Origin of the sequence: Hwanghaeella grinnelliae (assembly GCF_004005845.1) — a bacterium.
Taxonomy (GTDB): Bacteria; Pseudomonadota; Alphaproteobacteria; order UBA8366; family Aestuariispiraceae; genus Hwanghaeella; species Hwanghaeella grinnelliae.
In genome coordinates this window covers 2,167,874-2,183,655 of sequence record NZ_SADE01000001.1, presented here as the reverse complement: position 1 = coordinate 2,183,655, position 15,782 = coordinate 2,167,874, and the positions used below count along the sequence as shown (strand labels likewise).

Annotated in this window: 10 protein-coding genes; all 10 read left to right on the top strand. The window is 58.4% G+C overall.

The window, feature by feature from the left end; genetic code table 11:
• Window positions 1-103: 103 nt before the first annotated feature.
• The 10 genes from ugpA to EOI86_RS10040 all read left to right on the top strand — a co-directional run bounded on the left by ugpA (window position 104) and on the right by EOI86_RS10040 (window position 15,676).
• A complete protein-coding gene (gene ugpA / locus EOI86_RS10085) occupies window positions 104-985 on the top strand; it encodes a sn-glycerol-3-phosphate ABC transporter permease UgpA (protein WP_127764923.1) in 882 nt (293 codons plus the stop codon).
• A gap of 47 nt (window positions 986-1,032) precedes the next feature.
• Complete coding sequence (gene ugpE / locus EOI86_RS10080; RefSeq protein WP_127765216.1) at window positions 1,033-1,869, top strand: sn-glycerol-3-phosphate ABC transporter permease UgpE; 837 nt, start codon at window positions 1,033-1,035, stop codon at window positions 1,867-1,869.
• Window position 1,870: 1 nt separating this feature from the next.
• The gene (gene ugpC, locus EOI86_RS10075; protein ID WP_127764922.1) at window positions 1,871-2,926 is read left to right on the top strand and encodes a sn-glycerol-3-phosphate ABC transporter ATP-binding protein UgpC; all 1,056 of its coding nucleotides are present in this window, start codon (window positions 1,871-1,873) and stop codon (window positions 2,924-2,926) included.
• A gap of 420 nt (window positions 2,927-3,346) precedes the next feature.
• The gene (locus tag EOI86_RS10070; protein ID WP_127764921.1) at window positions 3,347-5,389 is read left to right on the top strand and encodes an FHA domain-containing protein; all 2,043 of its coding nucleotides are present in this window, start codon (window positions 3,347-3,349) and stop codon (window positions 5,387-5,389) included.
• Between the two features lie 85 nt (window positions 5,390-5,474).
• Window positions 5,475-7,199 (top strand): cyclic nucleotide-binding domain-containing protein, encoded by a 1,725-nt coding sequence (locus tag EOI86_RS10065; RefSeq protein ID WP_127764920.1) that lies wholly within the window; start codon window positions 5,475-5,477, stop codon window positions 7,197-7,199.
• On the top strand, window positions 7,196-8,017 hold the full coding sequence (locus EOI86_RS10060; RefSeq protein ID WP_127764919.1) for a hypothetical protein: 822 nt from the start codon (window positions 7,196-7,198) through the stop codon (window positions 8,015-8,017). The genes EOI86_RS10065 and EOI86_RS10060 overlap by 4 nt, the downstream gene beginning before the upstream one ends.
• 13 nt (window positions 8,018-8,030) lie before the next feature.
• Complete coding sequence (locus tag EOI86_RS10055; protein WP_127764918.1) at window positions 8,031-10,097, top strand: cytochrome c3 family protein; 2,067 nt, start codon at window positions 8,031-8,033, stop codon at window positions 10,095-10,097.
• 481 nt (window positions 10,098-10,578) lie between these two features.
• Window positions 10,579-12,867, top strand: a complete 2,289-nt coding sequence (locus tag EOI86_RS24680) for a multiheme c-type cytochrome (RefSeq protein ID WP_205032118.1) — start codon at window positions 10,579-10,581, stop codon at window positions 12,865-12,867.
• 17 nt (window positions 12,868-12,884) lie between these two features.
• The gene (locus EOI86_RS10045; RefSeq protein WP_127764917.1) at window positions 12,885-14,444 is read left to right on the top strand and encodes a hypothetical protein; all 1,560 of its coding nucleotides are present in this window, start codon (window positions 12,885-12,887) and stop codon (window positions 14,442-14,444) included.
• A 359-nt stretch (window positions 14,445-14,803) separates the two neighbouring features.
• Window positions 14,804-15,676 (top strand): multiheme c-type cytochrome, encoded by an 873-nt coding sequence (locus EOI86_RS10040; RefSeq protein WP_127764916.1) that lies wholly within the window; start codon window positions 14,804-14,806, stop codon window positions 15,674-15,676.
• Window positions 15,677-15,782 lie beyond the last annotated feature (106 nt).

Genomic DNA, 15,782 nt, shown 5'->3' with positions numbered 1-15,782 from the left:
CGGCCGGCGGCGGCGTCATACGCCGCCGGCCGTCGCATCCGGCCTTCGTGAACTGGGCCGGTCCACAGGCGGCCATGTTGATTTTAGGTCTTGGATTGGGGTCATGGAAAAACGCGTTACATTCAAGGGATGGCTGCTGCCGCTGGCCCTGGTGTTTCCCCAGATTCTCATTTCCGGTGTTTTCTTCTTCTATCCGGCGGGACAGGCGATTTGGCAGTCCCTGTTCATCCCCGATCCCTTCGGCCTGTCGTCTCAATTCGTCGGCCTGGGAAATTTCGAATACCTGCTCAGCGACAAGTATTACCGCGCCTCCTTCCTGACGACGGCGATCTTCTCGACCCTGGTGACCCTGGTGTCGATGGTGCCGGCGCTTTTTCTCGCCGTGATGGCGGACAGATTGGTCAAGGGGGCAGGGACGTATCGGACCCTGTTGATCTGGCCCTATGCGGTTGCGCCCGCGGTGGCGGGGGTGCTGTGGCTGTTCATGTTCAATACGCGCGTCGGCGTGGTGTCTTGGTATCTCGGCCAGCTGGGCTATGACTGGAATCACGTGCTGAACGACGGGGAGGCGATGGGCCTTGTCGTCGTTGCCTCCGCCTGGGGCCGCATCAGCTATAACTTTCTGTTCTTCTTTGCCGCACTGCAGAGCGTTCCGCGCTCGGTGATCGAAGCGGCGGCAATCGACGGCGCCCGTTTTTGGACGCGATTCTTCACCATCGTGCTGCCCTTGCTGTCGCCGACGACCTTCTTCCTGCTGGTCGTGAATGTCGTCTATGCATTCTTCGAGACCTTTGGGGTCATCCACACCATCACGTCCGGCGGTCCGCAACAGGCAACCACCATTCTGGTCTACAAAGTCTTCGCTGACGGCTTCGTCGGCCAGGACCTCGGGTCCTCCGCCGCGCAGTCGGTGATTCTGCTGGTCGTGGTCGGCGCCTTGACCGTGGTTCAGTTCCGCTACGTCGAAAAGAAGGTGCACTACTGATGGCCGCACCCGAACGTAAAACGCAGGGCAAATTGCCCGCGGCCGGCATGGTCGAGAAACGCGGCAGCGCGTTGTGGATGACCCACGCTCTGATGATCCTGGGGGTGCTGGTCGTTTTCTTCCCGATCTGGCTCGCCTTCGTCGCATCGACGGTGACCCAGCCTGAAATCGTCTCGCCGCCGATGCCGCTGCTGCCGGGCGGACATTTCGTGGAAAACTACACACGGGCGCTGTTCGCGGGCGTCAATATACCGGTCGCGACGATGCTGCTGAACTCGCTGGTGATGGCCCTGGGAATTGCTTTGGGCAAGATCGCCATATCGCTGCTGTCGGCCTTCGCGATCGTTTATTTCCGGTTTCCGGGCCGCACGACCTTCTTCTGGATGATCTTTATCACCTTGATGCTGCCGGTAGAGGTCAGGATCGTGCCGACCTATGAAGTGGTCGCTGGTTTCGGGCTGCTTAATTCCTATGCCGGGCTGATCTTTCCGCTGATCGCTTCGGCGACGGCGACCTTCCTGTTTCGCCAGTTCTTCCTGACCATCCCTGACGAACTGGCCGAGGCGGCGCGGGTCGACGGCGCCAGGCCGATGCGGTTCTTTGTCGATATCGTCTTGCCGATGAGCCGCACGAACATCGCGGCGCTTTTCGTCATTCTCTTCATTTATGGCTGGAACCAGTATCTTTGGCCGCTGCTCATCACCACCGAGCCGGAAATGAACACCATCGTCATGGGCATCAAGCAGATGTTCCCGTCGGGCGACGACACGGCGGATTGGCCCGTGATCATGGCGACGTCGATCCTGGCGATGATCCCACCGGTGATCGTCGTGGTCTCCATGCAGAAACTTTTCATCCGCGGTTTGGTGGATAGCGAGAAATAATATGGCAACGGTTGCGCTGAAGGGCGTCAAGAAACGCTTCGGAACGGTGGATGTCATCCACGGCATCGATATGGAAATCGCCGATGGCGAGTTCATCGTCATCGTCGGGCCGTCAGGCTGCGGGAAGTCGACGCTGCTGCGAATGGTGGCCGGCCTGGAAACGATCTCGGAAGGGGAGATCCAGATCAACGGCCTGCGGGTGAATGAGAAGGAACCGATGGACCGGGATATCGCCATGGTGTTCCAGAACTATGCGCTCTACCCCCATATGTCGGTGCGCCAGAACATGGCCTATGGCCTGAAAATCGCCCGCATTCCGAAGCCGGAGATCGAGCGCAAGGTGGCCGAAGCGGCAAAACTTCTACAATTGGAACCTTACCTGGACCGCAAGCCGCGGGAATTGTCAGGTGGTCAACGTCAACGCGTCGCCATGGGCCGCGCGATCGTGCGTCAGCCGGCTGTCTTCCTGTTCGACGAACCGCTTTCGAATTTGGATGCCAAGCTGCGGGTGCAAATGCGGCTCGAAATCCGCGAATTGCAGTCCAAACTCGGCATCACCTCGCTTTATGTGACCCATGATCAGGTCGAAGCCATGACCATGGCGAACAGGATGATCGTGATGAATGGCGGGGTGGCTGAGCAGATCGGCACGCCGCTTGAGGTCTATGAGCGGCCGCGTACGCTTTTCGCGGCGCAATTCATCGGCAGCCCGTCGATGAACACGGTGCAGGGGACGGCCGCGGACGGCATGGTAACCCTGCCGGGCGGCGCTGTTTTGCCGTGCCGCAGCCGGCATTCCGGCCCGGTCACTGTCGGAATTCGCCCGGAACATGTCCATGTCGATCCCAATGGGCCTTTGGCGTTGGACGTGACACTGACCGAGCCGCTTGGCGCGACGACGCTGCTGCATGGCAAACTAAAGAACGGCGCGGAACTTTTCACCGCCAGCTTGCAGGGGGTGCATACGACGGAGCAGGGAACGCATTCCGTGCAGTTCTCCGTTCCGGCGGAGGATATCCACCTTTTCGATCCGGCAACCACCCTGCGGTTGGACTAACGACCGAAAAGCGTATTCCCACCGAAGTTTCTGTTCGTTGCCCCGCCAGCGCGCCGGCAATGAGGAAGGGGCCGGCTGTCCGACGCGGACACGTCGACGCCGGCGAATCTAGCCCTGTCCCCAATCGTTGATTTCAACGTCGGGATGGTCGCAGCGCTTTGAAATAGCGAATTTTTCCGGACATATTAATTTATTATTCACTTAGCATGTGCCAAATGGCGATATCGTCCTATTGGACAGTCGTTCTAACCCCGATCACCTGTTTACACACTCTAGTGAACAAGGTTAACCTGCGCTTTGGGGACTGTGGTACCGCATGAAACGAACCGTATTGACCCGGACGTTTGTACTGCGTGCGATCACATGGTGCGGGCGCGGTGAAATCTTAAGGGAAGTAACGGTTCATCGACCGGGAAATCCATGACGGACGCGCAAGAAAGTACCGGCGCAGAAAGCGCTTCGGGGGACGGTGGACAGGCGTCGGGCACAACTGCGCCCAATCGCAAGCCCGGCACGTGGACGTTTAGTTTTGAAACGAGCACGGGTCAGATCCAAAGTTTCTCGATCGACGAATCCGCGCTGATGGACAAAGGGCGTTTCGCTGTTGGGCGGAACCCGAAATCCAGCGACTATGTTCTGACAGATTTCTCTATTTCCCGTGATCATTGCGTTTTCTCTGTGAAGCGACCTGGCACGTTGCTGATCACCGATGTCGGCTCCAGCAACGGGACCTTCGTCAACGAAGCCCGGATCAGTCCGAACGAGGCTCAAGACCTCAACCTCGAAGATCAGTTGGAGATCGGCAACTTATTGATTACCCTGGCCTATGAGGCTGGGCCGGAGGTTTCGGGGGCTGCTTCGCCTAGTGCGCAAGCTACGTCGCCGAAACCTGAAACGCAGGTGGAACCGGCCCCTGCGAATGTTGAGGCCGTTGCGGCGAAGCCGACGACGGCCGGGGTGGAGAAGACAACAGGTAACGGTGCTGCCGCCGGGACCGCGTCTTCGAAACGACCGGGTGCTTCCCAAAGGGATCCGAAAGGGGAACCGAAAGGCGCATCCAGGGCGAAACAAGCTGCCGCGCGGCGTCGCGGAGAAGGAGATGGTATGAATTGGGTCGGCCGTGTCATGTTTGGCGGCGCAATCATAGTCGGCGTGTTCGCGATTGTATTCGGGCAGGCGGGTGAGCTTGGGACCTCCGGGTATCAACTCATCGGCGGCGCGGTGCTCGCGGCGGTCGCGATCCAGGTCTTTGCGATGACCTGGAGTTCGATGCGCCGGGCTTCCGCGGAAAGCACTTATTACGATCAACAGGTCGCGATGCTGCGCAATCAGGTCAAGGCGTCCAGCGCGCATATGCGTGCAGAACGCGACCGTGCGACATTGACCTGGAACGGGATCCGGAAATACAGGATCGACCGGAAGGTCCCGGAAGGCGGCGGTATCTGCTCCTTCTATCTGAAGCCGCATGACGGCAAGGGACATCCGCCGTTCGACCCGGGTCAGTATTTGACGTTTCAGTTGAAGATTCCGGGCAAGGATAAGCCGGTTATCCGCTGTTACTCCTTGTCCGACAGTCCGCTGCAGCGCGACTATTATCGGGTCAGCATCAAGAAGGTTCCGCCGCCGCGCGACCGTCCGGACCTGCCGTCGGGCCTGTCCTCCAGCTTCTTCCACGATCAGTTGGAGGAAGGGGACATCCTGGACGTCAAAGCGCCGTCCGGTAAGTTCTTCATGGATCAGACCAAGCATACGCCGGTTGTTCTGATCGGCGGTGGTGTCGGACTGACGCCGGTGATGAGCATGGTCAATTCGATCGCGCTGTCCGGTTCCAAGCGTGAGACGCACTTCTTCTATGGTGTGCGGAACAGCAAGGAACACGTGATGAAGGAGCATCTCGAGCAATTGGCCCGGGATCATGAGAATATCCATCTTCACGTTTGCTACAGCGATCCGGAAGAAGGCGACGAGGAAGGCCGCGACTATCAGCATGCGGAACGCGTAAGCGTCGATCTGTTTAAACGCGCCCTGCCATCCAACAACTACGATTTCTACATCTGTGGTCCGCCCCCGATGATGGAATCGCTGGTGAAGGACCTGGACGCCTGGGGTGTTCCGGAACCGAACGTGCATTTCGAAGCCTTCGGACCGGCAAGCGTCAAGAAAGCCAAGCCCAAGCCGGCCGAGGACGCAGGCGCCGCGCCGGCCGAAGCGATCGAGGTGGAATTCGCCAAGTCGGGTAAGAAAGTCGCTTGGGACGCATCCTTCGATTCACTTCTGGAATTCGGCGAAGCACAAGGCATTGCCATGGATTCCGGTTGCCGGGCCGGCAACTGCGGCACCTGCATCACCGCGGTGAAATCAGGCGATGTGAAATATGTCGAGGAACCGGGATCCGCGCCGGAATCCGGGTCGTGCCTGGTATGCGTCTCGGTGCCGAAGGGCAACCTGGTTCTGGAGGCCTGATCGGCCGGATTTTGAGTAAGGGGCCGGCACGCGGTGTGCCGGCGCCTGTAGCGACGGTTCCAAGTGGACCGGCACAGGGGGAATTATGGACGGACCGTTAGTCATTCAACGTCCTATGCGCTGGGACAACCCGTTCAGTACTGAGATGACGGACGAGGATGTAGACCGGATCATGACGCTGGAGCCGTTCTGCAATATGGACGAATCCAGTTTCCCGCCATCCATGTCGTTGCGCGACATCGTGCGGAACGACATGCGGATCCGCAATTACCGCCACGGCGACATCGTCGTGCGACGGGGGGATTACGGGAATTCCGCCTTCATGGTGCTGTCGGGTTCCGTTCGGGTCGTCATCAATCCGGACCTTCCGGATGCCTTGCTCGGTCGCCAGACGGAAAAGAAACGCGGCGTCTTCGGGGCACTGAAGCAGCTTTGGGCCAATCCGGACATGCCGGAAGTCCGCGATGTCGCACGCCTCAAAGGTGGCGGCGCGGAAACCGGTCAGCGGGTTCGGGATGGGGAAACCCATACCTTCCTGCAGGATGTCCCTTCGATCATGAAGGACTATCACACCGAACCGCTGCGCGAGGGCACGATCTTCGGCGAAATCGCCGCCTTGGGCCGGACTCCGCGGACTTTGAGCCTTTTTGCCGATGGCGATACGGAGCTGCTCGAAATCCGCTGGCAGGGGATCCGCGATATCCGCCGCCGGGACGAAGCCTTCCGGAACCATATCGACAAGCTCTACCGCGAACGCAGTCTGATCCATCATCTGCGCGCGCTGCCGCTGTTCCAGCATCTGGATGACGAGACGATCCAAAGTGTCGCGGATGCGACGGTGTTCGAGACCTATGGCGAATTCGAATGGCATACGAGCTTCAAGAAGCTCGCGGAATTGACCGGCGCCGAACGCCTCCGGCATGAACCTGTGATCGCGGGTGAGGGGGAATATGTCGACGGCCTGTTCCTGATCCGAACCGGGTTCGCGCGGGTCAGCCGGCATGTGAACCATGGCGACCCGACCATATCCTTCCTTGGCCGGGGCGAAGTCTACGGCCTGGAGGAACTGGTCCATAACTGGAAGAACGACGACCAGATCCCGTATCAGAATTCGCTCCGTGGGCTCGGTAATGTCGACGTTCTGCGGGTTCCGACCAAAATTGTCGAGGACATCGTCCTTCCGAACCTGCCGCCGAACCTGCTGCCCGCGCCCATAGTGCTCGACAAGCCCGAGGCGGATTCGATCCAATCGGTGACCCAGGAGGGATCGGGGCTCGATACCGGGCTGCTGGAATTCCTGGTTGAGAACCGGATCATCAACGGTCGAGCCACGATGCTGATCAATACGGACCGCTGTGTCCGGTGCGACGATTGTGTTCGGGCCTGCGCGGCAACGCATAACAACAACCCGCGTTTCGCCCGTCACGGCCGCCGCTACGGCAATGTGATGATCGCGAATGCCTGCATGCACTGTACCGATCCGGTCTGCATGATCGGCTGTCCGACGGGCGCCATTCACCGCTCGTCCCTACAGGGGCAGGTCGTGATCAACGACAGCGCCTGTATCGGCTGCGCGACATGCGCGAATTCCTGTCCCTACGACAATATCCGGATGGTCGCGGTGCGCGACGAAAACGGCGATTTCGTTTTGGATGAAGCGAACGCGCCGATCATGAAGTCGACGAAATGCGACCTTTGCGTCGATCAGATGGGCGGGCCGTCCTGTGAACGCGCCTGTCCGCACGATGCCCTGCGCCGCGTGAATATGAGCGACCTGGGCCCAATTGCGGAATGGCTGAACCAATCATGACGTTGACCCGAAAACATATTGGGCGGTTCGGTATCGCCTTCCTGGCCGCCGTCGCGATCTATTTTCTGCATGGCGGCATGCAGGCGGCCTTGTGGGAGCCCGCTTTCGTCACGGGCTGGATCCTGCTCGGCGGGATGCTGGTCCTGACCTTGTTGAACACACGCAAGAAGCTGCCTTTCCTGCCGCTGGCGAAAGTCCGGAATTGGGTAAAGCTGCACGTGTATCTCGGTTGGTTCGTGGTCGGCACCTTTCTCATCCATCTCGATTTCAACGTTCCGAACGGCTGGATCGAAACGACGATGGCGGTGCTGTTCGTGATCGTGGCGCTGTCCGGCGTTTTGGGGGCCTTCCTGTCGAAATCGCTGCCGCCGCGCCTGACCCGGCGCGGGGAAGAGGTGATCTTCGAACGCATTCCGATCTTTATGACCCAATTGCGGGAAGCGGCCGATGATCTGGCGGTCTATTCGGTGGAACAGACCACTTCAACGTCGATTGCGGACTTCTACGCCGAACGGCTGCGCGACTGGTTCACGCGGCCGCGGGACTATTTCGAACACATCATGGAACTCGGCGGTCGCCGCTTCGCGCTGAAGCAGGAATTCGACAGCATGGAGCGCTACCTGAACGACACCGAAAAGGAAGTGTTGGGCGAGTTGCGCGCCTTGGCCGAGAAGAAAAGCGATTTGGATTATCACTATGCGCTGCAGAAGACGCTGAAAGGATGGCTTTTCATCCATATTCCGGCGACTTACGGGCTTCTGGCCCTGGCCGTGGTGCATGTGATCCTTGTGCATGCCTTTGCCGGCATGAGTTTGTAGTGGGGGCTGGAACGTGAATTTGAAACTTCAGCGTTTTGATTATCGAAGCAGCCCTTACGAGCGGCCGAACCAGGAATGGGTCTGCGGCCGGTTGGCGGAAGGCAAACCCTGTCTGGTAGGGCCGGGCGGCAATGGCGTTTGCCGGGCGCAGTCGGAATGCCGTCCCCTGATGAAGGACGGGCGGTGGATCTGCACGCGTAGCGATGCGGCCGGCGGCAAGTGCTCGCAAGGCCCCGCACCGGACGGCAGTTGCTGCAATCCGATCCCGAAATGCTCGCCGAAGCCGAGTATCCGGCGCCAAAGGGGAATGTTGTCCCGCTATGTGGTCGCGGTTGTGGTCGGATTGTTGCTGGTTTTGGCCGGCGGCATGACGGGTGAGGCCGTGTTCTCGCCCGGTCCGCTATCGGCGGCCCATTCGGAACTGGGCGGTTGCGCCAGTTGCCACACGGTCTCGGGCAAGGGGATGGTCGCCTGGGCGCATTCCATGTTCACCGGCGGCAGCGAGACGTCGGATATTCAGAATTGCCTGGGTTGTCACGAAAACAGGGGCGGCAATCCTCATAACCAGACCAGCGCCTTCCTGGCCGCGGCATCGGAAGACGCGGCCGCGCGGGGCGGTGAGGGGGGCGGTCCCCTGATGACGCGGGTTTCCGCGGTAATGGGGCTGTCGGTGCCGGAAGCGGATGGCGGCGGTGTCGCCTGCCGAACCTGTCACCAGGAACATGGCGGACATCAGAACGACATCACCAAGATGTCCAATTCGGAATGTCAGGCCTGTCATACGACCAAGTTCAACGCGATCGGTGACGGGCACCCGGAATTCGGCGCCTATCCCTATTTGCGCCGGACGCGGATAGCCTTCGATCATCAGGCCCATATCGGGAAGTATTTCGTCGATCCAAATAACGCGGACAAGGCGCCCGGCACCTGCCGGACCTGTCATGTGCCCGACACGCAGGGCAAATTGATGCTGTTCGCCGGCTTCGACACGGGTTGCGCGTCCTGTCATGCGCCCTTCATTGCCGACAAGCCGGTCGAGATCCTCAAACTGCCCGGCATGGACGTGGATTCCCTGATCGACATGGAAGCCGATACCGGGGAATACCCGGCCTATGCCGAGGGTGAGGAGTTCCAGGCGATCGGCGATGCCTTGATGCGCAGCGACGAGGGCTATGCCGCCGCACGTGCGTATATCGAAGAGGAAGACCTGGATCTTTTCGACCTCGCCGATATCGATGAGGACGGACAGAAGCATATCGAGAATCTGATCTGGGCCTATAAAACCCTGATCTACGATATTCTGACCCAGGGCCCCGAAGCGATCCAGGAACGCCTGAGCGCCGCCTCGGACGCGGATCTGAACCAGAAACAGGTCGCCGACTTGATGGCGGGTTTGCATATCGACGCCGTTTCCATTCTTCAGCAACGCTGGTTCCCGAACCTGTTCGAGGAAATGGAAGCCCATCTCGACGGCACGGCGCAGCCGATGCCGGAAGATGAAGGTGAGGAATATGAACTGCCCGACGGCATGCTCGAGGAGGCCGATTGGTCTGAAGGCGGCGGTTGGTATGTCGAATACTTCACGCTCAACTACAAGCTGACCGGGCATGGGGATAAATTCATGCGCGACTGGCTGCGCTTCGCCGTCGTCACCAACCAGGACGAGGAATTGGGCGCGTCGTTGATGGATGCGATCGGTACGCCTAAATCGCCAGGCGGATGCGTGGGCTGTCACAGTGTCGACAAAACCGACGGGCCCGGGGAAGTGAACTGGAAATCGCGGCAGCCGAACCCGTCCGCCGTGGGCTTCACCGACTTCTTCCACGCCAAGCATTTCGCGCTGATCGGGGATAAGGGGTGTTCGACCTGTCATGAATTGAATCCGGAAGCGGATTACACCGCCGGTTTCACTGATTTTGACAATTCGACCTTCACCAGCAACTTCTCTCCGCTGAGCCAGAAGGTCTGCGCCGATTGTCATACGGAAAGCGTGGCGGGGAACGACTGTACGCAGTGCCACAACTATCATGTGGGTGAATTCCCACCGGCGGCGGTGGACACGAAACTGACCGCGAAATAGCTGTCCGGTTTCAAGCCGGGAAGGGGGCGGGCATCCGGATTACCGGGTGCCCGTTTCTTTTTTTCCTGGGCCTTTGTCCAGGAGCAGGCGAATCGGCCGGCAATTGATAATTCCGCCAAACAGTCTTGGAAGGGTTTGATTCGGCGGGAAAAACCACATTAGGAAAATGGCTTATTGCCGGCATTTAGGACATGGGCGCGGTATCCTGTTGCATATTGGTCCTATCGACGGCGTAAACGCAAAGAATGTGGCGAATATTAGCCAAGCTTCCTTGACGAACGAAGAAGTGATACGGTTTTATCAAGCCAAATGAGAGGACCTAATAAGGATCCTATCATGTTGGCAGGAGTCCTTGGTTTGTGGGGGGCAGCACAGCGCCTCAAGGACGGGAGTTGCTTTACTGGTTGTCCTTCCCCGGGCAACCCCGCTTGGTTTTTTGCGGTATGTTGCGCCAAGCGGACTGGAAACTGAGGAGCAAGACGTGACACGTTCTCAACTTTCAGCGCTAAATATCGCGCCCCTGGGCGTGATTGTCCGCGGTGCGATAGCGCTCGCCGCTTTGGCCTTTCTGGCGGTTTCACCCGCATCGGCTGAAGATAACGCTCTTAAATTGGCAACCGATGTCGAAGACCCGCATTCGGCGGTTTATTCGGAGGAAGCCTATCCGACGGCCAGTCAGTGCCAACCCTGCCATCAGCAGATCTATTCTGAATGGTCTTCTTCGAACCATGCCTACGCATCGATCTCTCCGATGTTTCATAAGTTCGAACAGACCATCACCGATCTCAGCCAGGGCACGATTGGGTCGTTTTGCGTTCGCTGTCACCAGACGGTCGGGACGCAGCGCGGCGAAAAGCGTCATCTGCCGCTTTGGGAACGCAGCCAAGTCGCACGTGAAGGCATTACCTGCATCACCTGTCACCGCGTCGCCGAATCCTACGGCAAGGTGAACGGTGAGCGGAACATCGCCCCCGGCAACATCTACAAGCCGATGGCAGGTGCCCTGCGCGAAACAAAATTCGATGAAGTTATCGAGAAAAAGGATGACCTGCTGATCGCCGTCAACGACGAAGAACGCGGCAGCAAGATCCACACGAATGTCATCAAATTCGCGGATATCAGCCAATCCGAGTTTTGTGTTTCCTGTCACCAGGTGGCGGTGAACCTCGGCATCAAGCTGGAGGTGGTTTGGGATCAGTATCGTGACTCGCCGGCCTTCGCGAAGGGCGACACCTGTCAGGATTGCCATATGGGCAAGACCCCCGGCGTCGCCGCTGGGTACGAAACCGGACCGTCGGCCGTCGTCAACGGTGTTGAAATCAACCCGGGTCGCCGTCACAGCAACCACGCGTTCTATGGGCCTGGTTATCCGATCGCACATCCGGGTATCTTCCCCCACAATCCCGATGCCGAAGCCTTCGACATCGAAGATTGGCTCGCCTTCGATTATCGTGGCGGCTGGGGCACGGAAGAGTTCGAAGACGAACATTACGACCTGAACGCCGCGTATGAGACGTTCCACTTCGCGCTGGAACCGCTGGGCGGTGGTCTGGAGACCTTCAACGGTCTGGAAGCCATCGAGCGCAATATCGAACGCGGTACCGTCGGTTTTGAAACCGAGAAGGGCCTCGATCGGATGCTCGCACGGTTGGAACCGGTGGACGGTATTCTGGATACCGACGGAGCCGACGAAGCCCTCGACGAAGCCCGTGAGGCGCTTGCCACGGTACGTGACTTGACCGCTGACATGGGGGGCGATGCTGCCCTGGTCGATGCCGTTTCGGCACGCTTGTCCAATGTGGAAAGCAATCTCGGTGCAGCTGCTGGTTTTGACGATGCCTATACGGCGGTTGTCGAAACGCTCGAAAGCTTCAGGGGGAATCCGCCGACCGAAGAACAGGTTGCGGACTTGGCCGACAAGCTCGCCGCGTTGAACGCGACGATCCCGGCGGCGTCCCCGGAATTTAGGGCAGATCTGCATGCTGCGAAGGACAGCCTGAATGTTGACTTCCCGTTCGCCTGGTTCGATATCGGTGACCGTGAAGACGCTTGGGCCATCATCGAGGTCAATTTGGCCGCCCTGGAAGAAAAGCGTGAACTGCGCAAGCAGGTCATGGAAAACGGCAGCCGCATCGACGGTCCGTTCTTCGACGGCAGCCGCAAGGCCGGTTCGGATCTGGACTTCGCCTATGTCATCAACAACATCGACGAAGGTCATAACCTGCCGTCCGGTTCACTCGGCGCCCAACCCGAAATCTGGTTGAACGTCGCCCTGACCGATCCGGATGGTAAACGTGTTTGGGAATCCGGTTATGTCGACAGCAATGGCGACTTTGCGGATATCCATTCGCTCGACGTGGCGGCCGGTACCGTTCCGTATGACGACCAGATATTCAACTTGCAGACCAAGTTCTTGACGACCAACGTCAAGGGGACTGACCGGGAGATGTATCTGCCGATCAACCTGGATATCGACCAACGTCCGTTCCTCCGCCCGGCACCGCAGCCGACGACGGTCCTGAACCATGCGCCTTTCGTTCGCATGGAAGGTCGCTCGATCCCGCCGCTGGGCAGCAAGACGGCCGACTACTCTGTACCGGGTGAACTGCTGACCAAACCGGGTAAGTATAAGTTGTCAGTTCGCCTGCGTAGCCGCGCCGAGCCGATCTATTTCATGAAGTTCGTCGGGTCGACCGTGGATATGGAGCAGTCCATGAATGAATGGATGCTCGACTTCCACGCCTACACCGTTGAATTCGACGTTAATTAAGGGTCTGGGGCAATCCAATGAAAAGAACTGGTGAGAGTAAGGTGGTCTCAGATGCATCTTTCGGGCGTCACGGCGCCGCGATGTCGGTCCTGCTGGCGGCAACGGCACTAAGCCTGTCGTTGCTGTCGGTAGATGCATGGGGGGCCGCGGAAGGGGTCAAAACGGAATCGATCATTCCGCCCGAAGCGACGAAGGTGGAGCACGATCCCGAGTATTTTGGGGACGATCCTAGCTATGAGGACAAGCCCTACGACCCGCAGGCTCAGTTTGAGATCTATGGGGCAAAGCGGCCGGCACCGACACCGCGTCCGCTGCTTGAATTGGGGCGGCCTCAGTACACAGAAGGCCCGTTCCAACCCGGTATCAACATTATTGGTGAACGGAACCTCGTTTTCCCGGCCTTGGCCATCTATGGGGACGTTAAAACCGCCGTCGAATATAACGACAATGGTAACGACGAACGCGGCCAGATCGCGATCGACGCCAACCTGGACATCGACCTCAAGCTCACGGGGACCGAGCGTATCCACGCCCTTGTTGAACCGTTTGATCGGGACGGAAACGCAACCCGGTACGAATTCTTCGGTGATGACGAAGACGGCGGTGAGGAACAGATCAACGGCAATATCGAGGCTCTGTTCTTCGAAGGTGATATTGGTCAGATCGCGTCAGGTCTGATGGGCAAGGACGCAGGCTTCGATCTGCCGGTCGCTTTCGGCTTGATGCCGATGATTTTCCAGAATGGTGTCTGGGTGGATGAAATCTTCACCGGGGCGGCGTTCACCATACCGGCGAAAAACAGCCCTGCCTTGACCATATCCAACATGGATTTCACCTTCTTCGGTGGCTGGGATAATGTTGAAAATCCCGCGATCCTCGACGGCAACGGCAAGCGCGCGAAACATAACCTCGACGTTTATGGCGTCGCCGGTTTTGTGGAAGCCATGGAAGGTTACTGGGAATTCGGATACGGCCGCCTGGAAGGGCATGACGGGTTCGACGATCAGTCCTTCAACAGTCTGACGGTCGCGTTCTCAAAACGCTACAACAGATGGCTTTCCAACAGCGCCCGTGCGATCTGGACCTTCGGTCAGGATCGAGACAACGGTGCGGATCAGACGGCAGACGGTTTCGTCTTGTTGGTGGAAAATTCGTTGATTACGCATCTTCCCTCGACACTGATTCCTTATGCCAACTTCTTCATTGGTTTCGACCGTCCGCAACCGCTGACGGACAATACAGGCCTTCTGAAGAATACGGGTATCACTTTCGAGAACCCGGGCATCACGAACTTCCCGAAACTGAACGACAGTGCCCAGGACGCATATGGCGGCGCGATCGGTATTCAGTATCTATTCGACTTGCACCAGCAGATCGTTGTGGAAGCGGCGACGTCGCAGCGGCTCGGCGGGTTCAGCGCGAACCGCGCGGTGCCGGATGACGAATATGCCATCGGTTTCCGCTACCAACTTCCGATTTCTCCGGCCTGGATTGTTCGGGCGGACGGAATTTACGGTTGGCGGACGGACAACGAAGATATTCGTGGCGCCCGTCTTGAACTGCGCCGCAAGTTCTAAGCTCAAACTTAAGGCCGAATACTGGGATGTCCCGGTAACCGGTTGAAATGGGTAATAAAATTACGGCCTCCGTTTAAAGCGGGGGCCGTATTTTTTTTAGTTCAGTTTTTTGTGAACTGAGGTACATAGGATTGCGTGGTCGTTCCTTGCATCGGATTCCGGCAAACGTTAGTCTGGAGCATAACGGTGTCAGGGGACGCGCGACGGGTCACTTTTTCCCCGCGCGGCTACGGCAACCGAAAGAACACGGTCACACACGAGCACTATAGTGGTTCCGTGATGTGATCCAGCTCTACCGATGGTCGGCGGGGCGAACAGTGGATGCCCAACTGGGCCCAGGCAACAACAGTCGGGGACAAATGATGATCCAAAGAATTTTCCGGGCGGCGTTTGCGGCGGCTCTCCTTACCGCCGTATTCGGAACCGCCGGTGCAGCAGCAGCTGACAATGTCGGTCCGGACGCTTGTAAGAAGTGTCACACCGCTGAACATGGTGTCTGGGAAGGCACGCCGCACTTCTCGTCCTTCAAGGAAATCCACCGGGACAAGAAGGCGAAAGATATCGTTAAGGCCGTCGGCGACCGTCGGATGAAGAAGTCCGATACCTGCGTCATGTGCCACTACACGGTGATCGATGGCAAAGCCGAAGCGGGCCCGTCCTGCGAAAGCTGTCACGGCGCCGCCAAGGAATGGATCGATATCCATAACGACAAGAAGAACCCGAACTCGATTCAAGACGGCATCGCCAAGGGTATGATCCATTCGTCGATGATTTATGACATCGCGTCGAACTGCATGTCCTGCCATGGTTTGGCCAATCCGAACCTGCCGGGCGATACCGCTGCGACGATGCTTGAAAACGGTCATCCGTTGAACCCGGGCTTTGAACTGGTCGAATACAGCCAAGGCGTCGTGCGTCACCGCTTCTATCCTCCGGATGTGAAGAACAACCAGGAAATGACCGATGCTCAGAAGTCGGTTTACTTCCTCGTTGGTCAGGCGGCGGCGCTGGTCAGCGCGACGGATGCCATCAGCAAGACAGACAATGCGAAATATGTCGAAGCGCAGAACAAGCGCATCGCCAAGGCCAAGGAAGTGCTGAGCGCTATTCCTGAAGCCGCCGATGTGCTTGCCAACCCCACCGACGAGGCGGGCCGGGCATTCGGCGAAGCAATCAAGGGCAAGGATTTCACCGGTCAGGTGGGATCGATGTTGCCGACTAAATACAAGTAAGGACGACGACACTCCTTACCTTGTAATTTGATCGAGACGGGCGATGCTGGCGACGGCATCGCCCGTTTCTTGTTTTGGTGCGGAGCATTACAGTCATGCGGCGAAA